Origin of the sequence: Arenibacter sp. F26102 (assembly GCF_023015865.1) — a bacterium.
Lineage (GTDB): Bacteria > Bacteroidota > Bacteroidia > Flavobacteriales > Flavobacteriaceae > Arenibacter.
The window spans coordinates 1-16,899 of the sequence record NZ_JALKBC010000025.1 but is presented as its reverse complement, the minus strand read 5'-3'; the positions used below and the strand labels follow the sequence as shown (position 1 = coordinate 16,899).

The 16,899-nt window shown below is 38.2% G+C and carries 9 protein-coding genes and 1 pseudogene; 6 read left to right on the top strand and 4 right to left on the bottom strand.

Annotated elements, in window-relative coordinates; translation table 11 throughout:
• Positions 1 to 339 precede the first annotated feature (339 nt).
• The 3 genes from MWU78_RS21290 to MWU78_RS21280 all read left to right on the top strand — a co-directional run bounded on the left by MWU78_RS21290 (position 340) and on the right by MWU78_RS21280 (position 5,745).
• On the top strand, positions 340 to 627 hold the full coding sequence (locus tag MWU78_RS21290; RefSeq protein WP_247001650.1) for a FecR domain-containing protein: 288 nt from the start codon (positions 340 to 342) through the stop codon (positions 625 to 627).
• Positions 628 to 1,036: 409 nt separating this feature from the next.
• Positions 1,037 to 4,189, top strand: a complete 3,153-nt coding sequence (locus MWU78_RS21285; protein WP_247001648.1) for a SusC/RagA family TonB-linked outer membrane protein — start codon at positions 1,037 to 1,039, stop codon at positions 4,187 to 4,189.
• A 23-nt stretch (positions 4,190 to 4,212) separates the two neighbouring features.
• Positions 4,213 to 5,745: a RagB/SusD family nutrient uptake outer membrane protein gene (locus tag MWU78_RS21280; protein WP_247001646.1), complete on the top strand. Its 1,533-nt coding sequence runs from the start codon at positions 4,213 to 4,215 to the stop codon at positions 5,743 to 5,745.
• A gap of 589 nt (positions 5,746 to 6,334) precedes the next feature.
• Here MWU78_RS21280 and MWU78_RS21275 read toward each other — a convergent pair.
• Positions 6,335 to 6,712, bottom strand: a pseudogene (locus MWU78_RS21275) (transposase).
• 160 nt (positions 6,713 to 6,872) lie between these two features.
• On the opposite strand from MWU78_RS21275, the gene MWU78_RS21270 reads away from it, so the two are divergent.
• The 3 genes from MWU78_RS21270 (at position 6,873) to MWU78_RS21260 (ending at position 10,695) form a co-directional block, all read left to right on the top strand.
• The gene (locus tag MWU78_RS21270; RefSeq protein WP_247001644.1) at positions 6,873 to 7,724 is read left to right on the top strand and encodes a DUF1080 domain-containing protein; all 852 of its coding nucleotides are present in this window, start codon (positions 6,873 to 6,875) and stop codon (positions 7,722 to 7,724) included.
• A 1,052-nt stretch (positions 7,725 to 8,776) separates the two neighbouring features.
• Positions 8,777 to 9,412 (top strand): ElyC/SanA/YdcF family protein, encoded by a 636-nt coding sequence (locus MWU78_RS21265; protein WP_247001642.1) that lies wholly within the window; start codon positions 8,777 to 8,779, stop codon positions 9,410 to 9,412.
• A gap of 32 nt (positions 9,413 to 9,444) precedes the next feature.
• Positions 9,445 to 10,695: a divalent metal cation transporter gene (locus MWU78_RS21260; RefSeq protein WP_247001640.1), complete on the top strand. Its 1,251-nt coding sequence runs from the start codon at positions 9,445 to 9,447 to the stop codon at positions 10,693 to 10,695.
• A gap of 415 nt (positions 10,696 to 11,110) precedes the next feature.
• Here MWU78_RS21260 and MWU78_RS21250 read toward each other — a convergent pair whose 3' ends face one another.
• From MWU78_RS21250 to MWU78_RS21240, 3 genes are all read right to left on the bottom strand, one after another.
• Positions 11,111 to 13,042, bottom strand: coding sequence for an OmpA family protein (locus tag MWU78_RS21250; RefSeq protein WP_247001636.1), 1,932 nt, complete (start codon positions 13,040 to 13,042; stop codon positions 11,111 to 11,113).
• Positions 13,043 to 13,055: 13 nt separating this feature from the next.
• The gene (locus tag MWU78_RS21245; RefSeq protein ID WP_247001634.1) at positions 13,056 to 14,048 is read right to left on the bottom strand and encodes a type IX secretion system membrane protein PorP/SprF; all 993 of its coding nucleotides are present in this window, start codon (positions 14,046 to 14,048) and stop codon (positions 13,056 to 13,058) included.
• 8 nt (positions 14,049 to 14,056) lie between these two features.
• Positions 14,057 to 16,899 (bottom strand): Calx-beta domain-containing protein (locus MWU78_RS21240; protein WP_247001632.1); only part of this gene is annotated, 2,843 nt, incomplete at its 5' end.

Sequence of the window (16,899 nt, the reverse complement as noted above, 5' to 3'; positions counted from 1 at the left end):
TTGTTAAATTATAATTAATGATTCTATTTAGGCAGAATTTTCACAAAATAGCTTATTCGAAATAAAAATATTCAGTGACAAACAGCCATTTAAGTTAAAAAAAATGGATTATTTACCCTAATATTCTACGTTATATGTAATAAAATGGACTATAATAACAAGTATACATTAATTTAACTATTTATTGGCTAAAAATTAATTTATGAAATGAAATGAAATATTATTTGTTTCATAATATTGTTTTATATTTGAAACGAATCAAACCAAGCTACTAAGAATAGTTTTTAGTTGTAAACCACAAAAAGGGACTTTATTAGTTGCCAAAACGATGAACCTAGAATGGCGATAAAATCTATTGAAAAACCTGATTGCCGCACCAATGTAGAAAGTAGAGAGCAATCCAAACTTAGGAAACAGTATGGAAGTGCTTTTGTTTCAAGTGAAGTTTACATGAATGTTTCAAAAGGTTCAATTCATCCATTTATTGCAAATGCTGGTGAATTAAGTGCTCGGGTATTGGATACACAATTTAATGTTTCCGCTTATCCTGAAGATGGCGCCACCGAGGTCGTTCTCGCTGAAGGCTCCGTGAGTCTTACAAGTGATTTTATAAATAGTGATAACTGAAATGAACTCTTACTTCAACCTGCATTTATAGGGAATTTTAATCAAAAAGTTCAAAAGGCACCATAATGTATAAATCGTCAACAATAATACCGTTATATGGACCAAAAAGTTCAACGCTAACTATAAGGACGAACCAATTGAAAAGGCACTTGAAGGACTTAGGCTAAACTATGGGGTTAATTTTAAAATTAATGATGATCGCCAAATCAAAATAGAACACTAAACCAATTGTGAACCAATAAAACAGATGCTAATGAAATAGAAATTAAAAACAAAAAGAATAATTGGAAAGTGATCGCTACTTATAATTTGTCGTGACTGGCAAAAAAAATCCGAAAATGCTAGAACATTTCCCGATTAGAAAGTAGTGATTAAAATAAAAATAACCACGAATTAACATTACAAAAGTATGAAAAAACTTCTTACAGCCAAGGGGTGCCCCTTGGCTTCCTATAGTTTAAAATTGAAATTAAGTACACTTTATATATTAATTACTTTTTTTAGTTTACAAGCTAATGCCAACTATACGCCGCATACAAAAATTACCTTGACGTTACATAATGTTACGGTTGGTCATCTTTTGAGCGAAATTGAACAACAACTTACTATAACCGGTACAGTAACCGATGAAATGGGCGATCCATTACCAGGAACCAGTATCGTTGAAAAGGGCACTTCTAATGGGGTCACTACAGATTTTGACGGTAATTTTTTATTGAATGTTGCTGATAGCAATAGCATCCTTATAGTTTCGTATTTGGGATATTCTACCCAGGAAGTACCTTTAAATGGGCAAACCAACCTTTCCATAAGCTTGAAGGAAAGCGCTGAAAGTCTGGATGAAATGGTAGTTGTGGGATACGCCACAAAGAAGAAATCTGAGCTATCCTCTTCGGTGTCCATTGTTTCAGAAGAGGAAATCAATCAATCTGTAAGCTCTACGAGTTTAGGGGATATATTTCAGGGAAGGATTCCTGGAATGCAAGTATCCGGTAGTAGTGGTGAACCTGGTCGAAGTGCATCCATGGTCATACAAGGTATGGGGTCATTGGAAGCAGGAAGCTCCCCGTTGATTGTAGTTGACGGAATAATTGGTGGACAATATGATCCGAAAGACATCAAATCGATTACTGTCCTAAGAGATGCTGCAGCCACCGGACTTTATGGTTCAAGGGCAGCCAACGGAGTAATTGTAGTTACCACAAAAGAAGGAAAAGCCGGTGAGTTTAAGGTCTCAGTAAATAGTACATTTGGTCCATCTTTTAACTGGGACGACAGAGTGAAGGTATATGATGCCCAAGGTTTATATGGGCAGTGGTCTACAGCAATGGAAAACCTATATGACATTAGGGTAGCAGACGGCGATCCTGATTTTGTAGACAAAAGTTTTGCCGAATATAGAGATAATGTAATTCCTTCCAGTGTTTTGGATAATACCTCTAACTGGAACGATTTACTCTTACGAACAGGATTTTTAAATCAAACTCAGATTTCTATGTCAGGGGGATCGGATAGGACTACCTTTTACATTAGTGGTTCCTTAAACGAAGAAAAAGGTACAGCCCTTGATATGTACAACAACCAATATAACTTTAGGGGAAACCTGAGTCATAAAATTTCTGATAAACTAAGGACTAATATTAGGATGACCGCCAATTATGGGGAGAAGTCAGAATTTAATTGGCCCAGTCCCTATACTCAGGCATATCAAAATGTGCCACTTGATGCAGCCTATTTGCCAGATGGTATTACCCCAACTCCGGTTATGGATCTAACAGCAACACCCTTATGGTTTTATTATGCAAGAGTAAATTACATGTTGGAAAGGGAAGAATCTGCCAATAGCAAAAAGTCTTGGGGAACTACCATAATGACGGAACTGGATTGGGATATTACCGATTGGGCAAGATTCAACACTTCTAACAGGGTGGCCTTGAACGGTGCCGATCATTCACAATCAATTTCGAACTTGACTTGGGCAGGTTACGCCCGAGATGGATTTATTGACTGGAATTATAGTTATGACCTTGGATTTATAACTTCAAACACTTTGCATCTCAATAAAAGCTTTGGTGATCACAACCTGAGCGGTATTTTGGGGCAAGAATATAATTACGACCAAACCCGTTTTGTAAATGCCATAGGAACCGGTATAGTAGGGGATATGACAGCACTAAGTTCGGCAGGTAGCCCAAATGCTGTGAGCGGTGATATGTACGAGTCCGGTTTTCTATCGTATTTCACACAGGTGGATTATGACTACAAGAATAAATACTATTTAGTAGGGTCTTTACGACGTGATGCCTCTTCTCGATTTGGAGAAAATGAACGTTGGGGTAGTTTTTATTCCATTGGTAGTAGCTGGATGATTAGTAGGGAAAATTTCTTGGAAGATTCAAGTTCTTGGCTCGATCTTTTAAAACTTAGATTAAGTTATGGTACAACCGGAAATGCAAATATTGATTCGTATTTGTCTATGGGTACCTATTCATTTACAACAAAATCAAGCTACGGTGGTGACGCAGGAGCGTGGCCTTCACGTTTGCCCAATCCAGATTTAACTTGGGAGGTTGCACGCAAATTTAATTTAGGCCTTGATATTAGTGTATTTGACCGGGCTTCATTAGAGGTTAACCTATATCACCGTATAAATGACGACTTATTACAGTCCGTTCCCCTAGAGGCTACTACTGGCTTTACAAGTCAGGTCCGTAATATCGGCTCTATACGTAACCAAGGAATTGATCTGTCACTAACGACAAAGAATATAGAAGGTGAATTCTCTTGGACGTCCAATCTAAATTTCAATATCAATAAAAATGAGGTGTTGGAACTGGACGGTGGAGAAGATATAATTGATAACGGAATGATTATTAGGGAAGGGCATTCATTAAGAAGTTTTTATCTTCCAGAATATCAAGGCGTAGATGCCCAAACAGGGAGACCGGTTTATACAAGATGGGAAGATGCCGATGGAAATAAAATAAACGGAAACGAAACCGATAGTCCGGCATTGGTTACAACTACCAATTATCAATCAGAGGCCAGCTATATGCCAATGTCCTCTGCATATCCCAATATTACAGGTGGTTTTGCCAATTACTTTAAGTATAAGGATTTCCACTTAAATGTACTTACAAATTTTGCACTTGGACAAAAGGTGTATAACTATGTTAATTGGTCAGTGAGTGATTTCACATCAAACCGATTTGAAAATACCAAATGGCAAGATCTTACTCAGTGGGAAACTGCGGGAACGATGAATGCAGACCTTCCACAATTAATTTATGGGGATCCATATAATTTCAGTGGTACTTCCTCTTTTTATTTAGAGGATGCAAGTTATCTGAAAATTCAGAAAGTAAGCTTAGGCTATACTTTCCCAAATGATGTCTTGGGTGTATTTAAGAATCTTAGTATAAATGCCTCGGTAGAGAATTTGGCAATTTTCACCAAATATTCTTTTGGAGATTCGGACGTTAGTTTTGAGGATCCTCGAACCGATGCATCTAGATTTCGACCTACCAGGAGAGTTTTACTTAACCTGAATTTTAATTTCTGATCTAATAAATAAAAATTATTCTCATGAAATATATAAAAATACTTATAATCAGCGCATTGCCGTTATTTTTGGGTGGATGTACCGAAGACGCTGTAGATTTTCAACCCATTAATCAAATAACCACAGAACAAGTTACCGGTTCATTAGAGCTGCTTGAAAATGCCGTTATTGGCAACTATGCTTTTTTGAGTTTAGCGGAAGGTAAATATGGCTATGACCGAACCCGGTATGATGTTACCGAATATATGAGTGATGACCTTATTATGAATAAATGGAGTGGCAACCACTTCTCGTACTCTTTAACCTATCAACCAATCTCGGCCTCGGAAAGGTCTCAAGATTTTTGGCAGTATTCATACCGTGCCATCTATTCCATAAACGTGGTAAACGAAGGCCTTGATGCCCTAGCGGATTTATCTACGGAACAAATTGAAAAAAGAGATCAGCTAAAAGGGGAGAATCTTTTCCTCAGAGCTATGCTATATTTTGATTTGGCACGCGTATATGGAAGACCTTATTCCCACGACAGTCCGGAAACCAATTTAGGAGTTCCTTTAAGCGATACTTCTACGGATAATGAAGGCCTTTCAAGAGCATCTGTAAAAGATACCTATGAGTTTATAGAAAAAGATCTACTTGAAGCAGTAGAGCTAATGAATGAAAACAAGGGTAATGTGTATGCTTCTCAAGAAGCAGCTATGGCAGCTCTAGCCAGATTGTATCTTTTTATGGAAAAAAACGGTTTGGCAATTGACTATGCAGATGATGTAATTACTTCTAGCCGATATCAATTGCTCGGTTCTGAGGCTTTTCCTAGATACAATCGCCTTGCACCCGAAGGAAACTCGGAAACCATATTTGCGGTCAAGAGACTAGAATCTGAAAATGTAGGAAGATATATGATGGGTGGAATGATGCACGGTGATGGAGGTTACGGTGAAATTATGGTTTCTTCTACCTATATGGATCTATTGTTCAAAAACCCGGAGGATTTAAGAATTAACTTTATTGACCCGCAGTTTGATCTTGATGAAGAGGGTAATAAAATTCCTGATCCCGAAAACACCTACTATGGGTATAAGGTAACTGAAAGTTTAGGTGTGCCGAAATATTGGACACAAAAACTAACTTACCAAAATGACGTTCCAATGTTGCATTCCCCCATCTATTTTAGATTGGCAGAAATGTACTTAATAAAGGCCGAAGCTTATGCAAAAAATGGTCAGGACGAGGAAGCATTGCAAATGGTAAATGTAATAAGGGAAAGAGCCGGATTGACAGGTGATCAATTGTTTCGATTGGACAATCTTCAGGGTTATGAAACCGTTTTGGATATAGTGTTGGATGAAGCACGCTTAGAGTTTGCGCATGAGATGCATCGTACGCATGACGTATTTAGGAATAAGAAAACAATGGACAGAAGTTATATGTCATGGCAGGGATGGTCAGGTCCAAGTTCTATTCCATATACTTCCAATCGTATCCTTCATCAAATTCCTGAAGTGGAAATGTTGAAAAATGACAAGCTTGTACAAAATCCATCATTTTCTAATTAGTGATTTTGTGAAGGTCTGTTGTTAAAATATACCTTCTACAAGAAACTATTAATTGTTTAATTGTTGGGGTCGGAAACCCGCTTGGTTTCCGACCCCAACAATTTTTAAATAAATTGATTGGCACAGTTACTGATTTTGGATGCACAACCCAGGAAGTAAAAAGAAAAATTAACACTATTGGTGCACTACCGCATTGTTGGACCATTATTGGCATGCGGTATTATTGCCCATATAATACATTTGTAATCCAACAAGTTTTGAGACAAATACTACTTTCGCTTCAGAATAAAATTACCTCATTGTGAATAAAGGCCTAATTCTGTTATTCACATTTTTTTGAGATTATTACGGTTTATAATATTTTTCAAAAAAATACTTTGTTTCATTACATTTTTATGTATCCCATGATTTGCGTATGCAACTACCCGCATTCCATTTACTATGAGCAATAGATAAATTTGTTCCCCTAATAATTCATTATTTCAATAATTAAACATCTTCAGGCTAAAAAAAAAAAAAAAAAAAAAACCAAACCAATCTACACTGAAAGTGCAGCGGCTTTTTCACTAGCCACAGAAAGTTTCTGGGACTATTCCAATATGAATTTGGAATTATCCGAACCGTCCCGTCGATGATACTCCAAATAGCCCCTGACCATCTTATTGTTTACATTAACCGTACTCCAGACTCCATAGCCACTCGCCTAAAGATATTGACCCCAATAGCGCTTATTTAACTGGAGAAACTCCCGTTGGAGCTTTCTCGAAGTCCTCCCTTTGAATTGTTCGACCCTCGAACTTAAATGCACCCTAAGGGCGTACTCAGAATGCATATGGACATGGTCGGAGCTCACGACAACGTTTCTGTTCATCTCACTTAAAACCTTGTGACTATACTTGGTACCCCAAACTAAATGACAAGTTAATCTGCTGACGGTATGCGATCCCTTCCGTAATGTATGCCCCATACCCCTAAAGTATATATTTTTCGCAGTACCAAAATACTGTAATTATTTGTAGGGTTTTAAACCCAAACCTCCGGCCAATAAAATGAAAAATGACCCGGTTAACCTGGCAACTCTTATAAATTAAAATACTACTTTAGGACCTTCAAACAAAAATTTTTTAATGAAAACAAGATCTAACAATATACTCCTAACCACTTTTCTAATAATTGGTCTAAGCCTACTTTCCAATGTATGCGAGGCCCAAAAAAACGTAAAGTGGAAACAATTGTTCAATGGCAAGGATCTAAATGACTGGGAAATAAAAATTAGGCACCACAAATTAAACGACAACTTCAACAATACTTTTCAGGTCAATAATGGAATTGTTCAGGTTAGGTATGACCAATACACCGAATTTGACGAACAATTTGGACACCTTTTTTACAAAAAGCCATTTTCATCCTATTTAATCGGGGTTGAATACCGATTTGTGGGAGATCAAGTTAACGAAGGACCAGGTTGGGCCTACAGAAATAGCGGAATTATGATTCACGGTCAGGATCCGGCCACTATGACAATCGACCAGGATTTTCCAAATTCAATTGAGGTACAGTTGTTGGGAGGAAATGGGAAGGATGAGCGTTCTACCGCCAATCTCTGCACTCCTGGAACCCAATATGAAAAAGATGGCAAAACAATAAAACAGCACTGTACCAATTCCACATCCAAAACTTATCATGGGGACAAGTGGACTAGAGTAGAAGTTCTTGTCTTAAAGGATTCCCTAATTGTTCATTACGTAAACGGCGAAGAGGTTATGCGCTATACAAAACCACAGTTAGACCCTATTAACGGAGCTGTAGAGGGACAACTATTAAAGAGCGGAAGTATTTCACTACAAAGCGAAAGTCACCCCGTAGATTTCAGGAAAGTGGAAATAATTGATTTGGAGAAATATGCCGATAAACCAAAGAAATTGGAAAAGGTAATCGCGAAACTTCTAGCTGAAAAACGAGTGGCAATACAACAATAGCCTTTTACTATCAACCACTTTATATAGACGCGAAATGGAATTGAACACTGGATTTTAAATAAGCAAAACTTATTTAGTTCCGGATTTTGGCCAATTATTGAATACAAGTTAAAATCTGCACGAATTTTCAGTATCTTTGATAAAAACAAACGCTATGGCAAAGAGTCAAGACGCAAAGAAGAATGTAAAAAAAGAACCCGTATTATCTGCTAAAGAAAAAAAAGCAGCAAAAAGAGATAAGAAGTCAAAAAAATCCTAGTGCCATAGGACTGATTTTTATTTCCCCCTATTACTTGCCCTATCAATACCAATGGTCCCACTTTTTCAAGTCGAAATCTTGGTTTGTAATGGCCTTTAATTAGCAGAATCCCACATAACAAGATTCTTTAATACAAGAATTAGACTACACATATTTTAGTTTATTCAGCTTAAGTCTAGCTTATTATGGGGTTACTTTTAAATGAAATGCATCCTAGGTAAGTATTTTCAAATCATCGATTTTTTAGACCGATAAAAGTTAATATTAAACACTGTCTTATTTTTTAAATTCTCTAAATCTATTCAGTTCAAAATTTTTCCGGTTACAAATCTCCTTGGATAGTTCCAGTTAAATCAGAGATGATTCCAAAACAGACATCCATCCCTCATTTTAACAACTCAGCAACTGGTGAATAGGCGCCATTACCTTGGCTCATATAGATTGTGATTGCAAATCCAGTAATAGAGTTGTCACTATTTTTGACGATGGCGCACCGATTACCTACTAATAACTACTGCAATATGATGGACATATTAAGATTAAGATCTATCAAAATGAAGATTACTTGGAATTTATCATCACCCAAGGCAATATAGGTGCTGATTCCTGCTAAAATAATTAAGTTTTAAACTTATATTTATACTTCCGACCTTATGAGGTTGGAGGTTATTTTTTGGGCATTTTAGAATACTATTCCTACCTTGAAACAAATGGAGTAAAGCGAAAAAGGCAATATATATTTACGAACAAATATGACTGCATTTACTACTACTATTTCTCATTCCAATGAAGTATGATAAAGAAAATTGGCCTTGTTTTCCTACTGAGTATATTAGGTATTTATTTAGCTTTAACCACCTGCAATTATATAATTGAAAAAGCTACTGAAAAAAAGACCTTTTGGAACGTAAAGGAAATTCCCAAAAATAAGGTAGGCCTTGTTTTGGGCACCTCCAACAAGTTGGTGGGAGGTGGCTCCAACCCATATTACACTAATAGAATTAAAGCTACCCTAGAATTGTACAAAGCCGGGAAAATTGACTTTGTACTGGTCAGTGGGGATAATAGCTCCCAATATTACAATGAGCCTGCGGTATTTAAAAAAGACCTTATTAAGGGAGGCATTCCACAGGAAAAGATATTTTTGGATTACGCGGGTTTCCGCACTTTGGATTCCATGGTAAGGGCCAAAGCGATATTCGGATTAGATCATGTAACCATAATATCCCAAAAATTTCACAACGAAAGAGCCATTTACCTAGCCAAAAAAAAAGGTCTGCACGCTATAGGGTTTAATGCAGATGGCATCTCTTTAAATCAGGGCCTAAAAGTTCAAATAAGGGAATATTTTGCCCGCGTAAAAGTGTTTATTGATTTAGCACTCAATACCCAACCAAAATTCTTTGGGGACAAAATTGAAATCAAGTAATCTTAACTATATTTGCCCCTGAAATGTCCATAATGACCTCTATTAGGAATCTGATCAAGAACCTTGGTCCCGGCCTGCTTTTTGCCAGTACGGCCATAGGAACTTCCCATTTAGTGCTATCCACCAAAGCAGGTGCCCAATACGGGTGGATCATGGTAATTCCCATTATATTGGCCAATGTACTCAAATATCCCTTTTTTGAATTCGGAATAAGATATACCAATATCACCAATAAAACCCTCATTGAAGGTTATCTTAATCGTGGCAAGGGGTATTTAATCTTTTATGCGATTATTACCTTATTCAGCACCTTTACCATTCTAGCGGCATTATATGTAGTTACCTCTGGATTGCTCATCAACCTCTTTCAACTAACCAAAACACCGGTAAATGTTGTTGCGGGCGGCCTTTTTATGTTAATATGTGCCCTACTTATAGTTGGCCGTTATAAATTTCTGGAAACCTCATTAAAATATGTTGTATCCCTTTTATTCTTAGCCCTTTTAGCAACTACGATTTTGGTAATCGCCAATGGGCAGGTTACGGAAATAGAAAACTTCAAAGCACCTAATATTTTTAATGAAGTAGGAATCCTTTTTTTGATTGGATTAATGGGGTGGATGCCAACCACCGTGGAAGCCTCCAGTTGGATAAGTCTTTGGAGTATTGAAAAATTTAAAAACTCCAATCGTAAACCTTCTTTAAAGGAGGCTTTGCAAGAGTTTAAATTTGGCTATTTCGCAACAGCGATCCTTGCCATTTTCTTTATGACCATTGGCTGGCTTACCCTCTACGGCACCAATACGGAACTGAGCAACAGTGCGGTAATTTTTGCAGATCAATTGGTCCAACTATTTACCGCCAATATTGGAGCCTGGGCATATGTTTTTATAGCTATTGCTGCATTCGCCACCATGTTCAGTACTTGTATTACTGCCCACGATGCAATTGCGCGTGTAAGTGTTGACACATTAACTTTGCTTTTTCCAAAAAAAGGGAATATAAAAAGAAGAGGTTTCCCCATTGCAATAGTACTCCTTGCAATTATCAATTATACGGTCATACATACCTTTTCAGCCAACATGGGTCTGCTTGTGGCATTGGCCACTTTTGTTTCTTTTGTAGTAGCCCCGATCATAGGGTATATGAATCTAAAAAATGTAATGAGCCATGAAATACCAGAAATAAATAGACCAAGCAGAAACTTGCAATTATTGACATACGTTGGGATACTATTCCTTACACTTTTTTCCATTTACTATTGCTGGATGGTATTGTTCTAAAAAATATAATTTCATAATAGTTACCCATACACAGAATTGACCACTTACCCTCAGACTCGTTAACTCTCCGTAGTTAAAGACTTAACACCCATAATTTGGAATTGGATTATATTATTGCTATCCTTCCAAGGAACAAATGATAAAGATAGATTTATGAAATTGATTCGAATTAAAAGGAATACTAGAAATGAAAAACGTTATAATTCAAAAATGGGTATTCTATACACTCGGGTGACCTACATAAAAAGGGTAATTTTTGGTATACCCGTTAGTACACTCCACAAATATCGGGGAACCTATTACGGTGAGACAAAAGATTGCAGTACATGCATTTTATATAGGTAAATGGCCAATGGCTGCCATCTTCTTACCAATAAATTATAGTCTGGGAAGGTGAGTTTGAGGTTATAATTCTTTAGAACAAAAGATTATAATTAAGCACTACTATCAAAGAACGTTCATTTTTATTATGTAGCATATCCAAACAAAAAACACCATCCTTACATCCGTTCAAAAGTTTTTCCTCACCATAACCAATGGAATATAGTATACTGGACGCTGACACCCCTTGCTGCAAGAGGTATTTTTTAATGGCATCCGATCTATTTTGCGAAAGCGTAAAATTAGAGCTTGCCCCTCCCCTACTATCAGTATGTGATTCTATTCTAAGTTGTAACTGAGGAAATCTGTTCATAACATCAACCACCTTGTCCAGTTCTTGTGCTATTTCGGGCGTAATATTACTTTGACCCCTATCAAAATAGAAATTTTTCAATTTTACAACCTTCTGGCCCTCTTGATCTTCAATCAAATCTTCAAGAAATTTAATCCCCATATTAAAAGCCTTTTCCTGGATTTCCTCGAGTTTATTGTTATTATAGGTCATAGAAAACGTGGAGTATTTTTCCTTGGATGCCTCAATAGTAATGGTATTTTGGAATGGAATCTCAATATTATAATCACCATTCTCATTCGTAAACACCTCCTTAACAACTTTTCCTTCTTGGTCAAAGAGCCTTACTTGAGCTTTGGACACGCCATTATTTGAAGTAAGATCAACCACTTTTCCTTTTAGGGCCAAGGTTTTTAGGCCAGGTTTTTCAGAAACATTAAAACCGTATAGATCATCGTTACCTCTACCGCCTTCCCTATTGGACGAAAAATAGCCCAACAAGCCATTGGAATCATTATTTTTTATAATGAAACCAAAGTCATCTTTAGGCGAATTAATCCCCTCCCCTAAGTTTACAGGAATACTAAAACTGTTATCGGCATCCATGTTCGATCTATAAATATCCATTCCTCCTAGGCCATAAAAAATATCGGAAGAAAAATACAGGCTATTTTCAAATATATAAGGAGCTATCTCATTACCAGGAGTATTAATTCTGGGTCCCAAATTTATTGGTGCCGACATTATTAATCCATTGTTGGTATACACGAAATAGATATCGGTACCCCCAAAACTATCGTGAAAATTAGCGGCAAAAAACAATCTTCCAGTAGCTGCTTCATAAAAGGGATAATAGAACGAGGTATCCGGATCTCTCAATATAAAACTAAAAGACCCCTGACCATTGCTCATCCCTATAGCCAAGGCATTTTTACCATTCTCACTAAACTGTAAATTCTCTCCATCAGAATTGGACAGGACATAAAATACGTAACCGAGTTTCTCCGAATAATATGGGGTAGCGCGATGAAAATTACTTTCTGATATATCTTTAAAAACTTGCGGTGTTTTTGCGTCACCTTTAGGATCCAGCTTGGACTCATAAATATTTAGGTAAGATTCACCAGAAGGTCCGTAAATTTTCTTGGTACCATCTGGCCTGCTGCTTGAAAACAATAACTTATCCTTATAAAAAGTGGGGGAAAAGTCCGCTTGGGGGCTATTCCCACTGATATTAAATATCTTGAAATCCAATTCCTGATTGGTGTTGGATGCAATTAACTCATAATTAAAATCCGCGTTTTCCAATAATTCAGCTGACAAGGCATCCTTTTTTGTAGCCAAATACGCCCTAACCTTTTCAATTTCAGAAGTTTTGGATAACGACTGTAACATTTTGTTAAAATGATGGCTAGACATAGTGGTGTCTTTCTGATAAATATTTACATAAATTTCAGAGGCCTTCTTATAATCCCCAATATAAAGATATGAATCTGCCAGATTTAAATACTGCTTATTGGAAAGGACGCCATCCCTCATTTGTTTCTGGTATTCTTTAATTGCCTGGCCGTAGGAATACTCAAAAAACAATATATCCCCTTTGGTTTTTTTTTGCTGAGCAAAACCAAAAGACGATAAAATGATAAAAAACACAATTACTAAATTAAACCTCATGTTCATAACTGTTTTAGAAAAACCTTGGACTGTCTATCTGTTTAGGCTGGCCTTTTTGATCTCGATTTTTGGTGGTCTTACTTTTCCCGGTTGCTTTACCCAAATAAAACTTTAATATCATTTCATGGGAACCCTGACTATACTCCCCAAGTCCATTGGTATTATAGTCGTAAGAATATCCTAGGAACAGGCTATTGGAAATCTGTAATCCGGCCAAACCACTAATTGCATTATCCCATCTATAGGAAGCCCCTAAAGTTACTACATCGCTAATTAAAAAATTGGTGGACATATTTAAATTTAGAGGGGAACCATTTAAATAGTTCATCAAGAAAGCCGGTTTAAACTTAAGGCCTTCGGAAAGGTCAAAAACATAGCCTCCTATTAAATTAAACTGTACCTTGTCTTCAATTATATTGGCCACTTCATCCGCATATAGGCCGGAGGTTAAAAAGTTGGGAACTGACAATCCCACGTACCAGTTTTCCTGATACATAAACATCCCCGCTCCTATAGTGGGGTAAAATTTATTAAAGGTATCCTCATTGTTCAACAAGGGTTCATTTGGATTTTCAAAATCGCCCTTGGTATAATCCACATCAAGTAAGGAGCCACCTGCATCTACGCCAAAAGACAATTTGGTGTCGTCTGAAAGCTTCACTTGGAACGAATAAGCGACATCTATGTATGTTTGCGTAGTTGGTCCTAACTGATCACTGACCACATTGAAACCCAACCCATTTTTTTCATTTGTAAAGGGTAGGTTTACCCCGAAACGCATGGTTTTTGGCGCTCCTGGAATTCCAGTCCATTGAGCGCGGTATAGACCTGTAATATCCGGAGTCTCCACAGTACCTACGTAAGCCGGATTAAAACTACCTATATTGTACATATACTGGGTATACTGAGGCTCCTTTTGCGCAACTGTTTTAGAGACAACAAAAAGCAACATGAGGAAGATCAATAAATGAACGCTATACCCTAGTCTGTATATTCTAAAATTCATAGTCTATTTTATCTTATGATTTGGATCCAACCTTTTCGCACTGCCGTACCATCGCCAAGATCCAGTATATAAAAGTAGGTACCCTTGGGCAAATCCCCATTCTTAACCGTTCCCTTCCAAGTATTGTCATAACCATTGGCAGAAAAAACTTCATTGCCATAACGATCAAAAATTTGAAGGCTATTATTGGGATAATCCTCAATACAGTTAATATATACCGTGTCGTTAAATCCGTCTGCGTTTGGTGATATCTGGTTAAACAGGAATCCGCATTCATCCGTAGAACGAGGTGTCACCGTTACCGTAGCAGAACCGGTATTATTGACAGCATTGGAATCCTCTGGAAAAGAGTCCACTATGGTGGCCGTATTCTGAAAGGTACCTACTTCAGTAAATTTGATGGTAATTATCAGGGTATAAATCTCTTCCTCCAAAACCTCATCCAATTGCCATACTCCAGTTGTTTCATCATAAGTACCATTGGCAGTAGCATGACTTACATATTGAAACCCTATTGCTGGAATAACAAGATCGTTTACGGTAACATCAGTAGCCATAATCTGACTTAAGTTGGTCAGCGTTATGGTATATATAACTTCCCTCCCCACCAATATGCTTTCCTTATCCACTGTTTTCTCTAGAGCAAGGTCTATCTGGCAGGCTGCAGAAATATTGGGAATACAAGGGTTGTCGTTTGCGGGGTCTAGTTGATTCACCACACCATCGTTGTCCGAATCCAAAATATTGGACTCAAGCGCATCTATTATTCCGTCATCATCCGTGTCGATAGGGTTATTAATATCCGGCCCCACTTCCTCCCCATCATTTATGCCGTCCCCGTCTGTATCTTGATTTTGGGGATCTAAACCCAAGGTAATTTCATCTCTATCTATAATACCGTCATTATCACTATCCACGGTACAATTGCTTACACCAATAGTAACGTCAACACTTTCATCTACACAAGGAGAAACGGCGGTATTGGTAGTAAACCTAAAAACGTAATCCCCATCGGGCGCTCCTATAAAGTCTACCTTATTATCCCCATCAATGGAAATGCTTCCCGGGGGAGTCCCTACCACACTCCAAACACCGGTGTCCCCATCAGAACGTGTATCATCCAAATCTATTATTGTGGGTTCGCCTCCAGTAATACTGCAAGCCGAAGTATTTGTTGTTGTACCAGTCTCAACTGAATCCGCAACGGTAACTATAACCGCTTCCCGTTCCGAGAAACAGCCATTGGCAAAGGCCTCTACATAATAAGTAGTAGTAACATTAACATTGGGCAAAAAGTTACTTCCCTCTCCAAGTGAATCCACACTAGATTCTGAATCGTACCAAAACAAGCTACCTCCCGCAGTTACTGTTGCGCTTATAGTGGCCGTACCCGGTCCGCAAATGGTAGTAGGTGTGGTACTTAGAATTCCTGGTGGTTCGTTGCGCACCAAGGTAACTTCCAAAGGTGGACTAACGCAGCCGGTACCTTCGTTATACAAGAAACCATAAAAGGTAGCCTCAAAATCTATCACGCTAGTAGTTAACCTAGCCCCAGTAACCGAAAAATCACTGTTACTGCTCCATATCAATTCAAAGCCAGAAGGTATGGTGGTGTCCGTATAAGCATCCAAATCTTGAGTAAAGGCATCACAAAAGATAGTTGGAGTACTATTTATTAAGGGTGCCTCTATACAATTATCATTGTCTGCGATAGTACCTACCCCCTGTGCCTTTGCGATTTGTGCAAAGCCGGTAGCATTGGTTAGATTCACAAAAAAGGATTCCGTGCCCTCTGAAATGGCATCGTCTATAATATCAATAGTAATGGTTCGGGTTTGACTAGCAATCAATGGGGCAAATGTAACGCTACCAGATTTCTCTACATAATCCGATCCCGCTAAGGCAGAACTGTTTGCTGTAGAATATGTGACTGTGGTTATCAAAAGAAGTGCGCCATTTAAGGTCACGGTAAAGCTAGCACTTCCATCATTTTCATTAACCGTAACATCATTAATGGAAACTCCGGCAGCATCCTCACTAGCAATATTAACCGTAGCGCTGTTGGGAGAACCTACGGTGTACCCTGGGCCAGTTGCTAAAGCTACAATCACAGTTTCACTTGCTGCTTCCACTTCATTATCGTCAATGGGCGTTACTGTTATGGCGCTACTTTCCTGGCCGTTTGGGATTGACACGGTACCTGAAAGTGCTACATAATCCGAATCCGGGGTTGCAGAACCACCCACAGTATAGTTTATATCTATATCTTCGCCTGTTAAGTTTGTAGTAGTTAGACCTACGGTAAAAGAACCAGTACTTAGAGGACTCTCGGAGGCATTGGGAGTTGTGGCGGTGATGCTAACAACCGGAACGTCATTATCTAAAATAGTGTAAGTATGAACCGTATTACCCCCTAGAGTCGCGTTATTAGGATCAGATAAGGTAATTATGACAGTCTCGTTTGGCTCGTTTATAAGATCATCGACAATACTGGCTATTGTAATATTCCCGGTCAAAGATCCGGCCGGAATGTTCAAAACGCCATTGGCAAGAGTATAGTCCGTCCCTCCTCCGGTAGCCGTGCCGGTTACGGCATAATTCACCGAAACATTAGAACCGCTCGCAGCCGAAAGCGACACCGCAAGGGCCGAGCTGGAAACGGATTCAAGGCCACTGGACGTAGTCCCATTGAAGGCGACAGTTGGAGCATTGTCATTATCCAAGATCGTATAGGTATGCACCGTGTTCGTACCCAATGTGGCATTGGTAGGCGACGATAGCGTCACCACCACCGTCTCATCAAGTTCGTCGATCAAATCGTCCACGATGCCCGCTATGCTGATGTTCCCTG

Coding starts and splice junctions, on each gene's coding strand:
- MWU78_RS21290 (WP_247001650.1), top strand. CDS start 340: ATGGCGATAAAATCTATTGAAAAACCTGATTGCCGCACCAATGTAGAA.
- MWU78_RS21285 (WP_247001648.1), top strand. CDS start 1,037: ATGAAAAAACTTCTTACAGCCAAGGGGTGCCCCTTGGCTTCCTATAGT.
- MWU78_RS21280 (WP_247001646.1), top strand. CDS start 4,213: ATGAAATATATAAAAATACTTATAATCAGCGCATTGCCGTTATTTTTG.
- MWU78_RS21270 (WP_247001644.1), top strand. CDS start 6,873: ATGAAAACAAGATCTAACAATATACTCCTAACCACTTTTCTAATAATT.
- MWU78_RS21265 (WP_247001642.1), top strand. CDS start 8,777: ATGATAAAGAAAATTGGCCTTGTTTTCCTACTGAGTATATTAGGTATT.
- MWU78_RS21260 (WP_247001640.1), top strand. CDS start 9,445: ATGACCTCTATTAGGAATCTGATCAAGAACCTTGGTCCCGGCCTGCTT.
- MWU78_RS21250 (WP_247001636.1), bottom strand. CDS start 13,042: ATGAGGTTTAATTTAGTAATTGTGTTTTTTATCATTTTATCGTCTTTT.
- MWU78_RS21245 (WP_247001634.1), bottom strand. CDS start 14,048: ATGAATTTTAGAATATACAGACTAGGGTATAGCGTTCATTTATTGATC.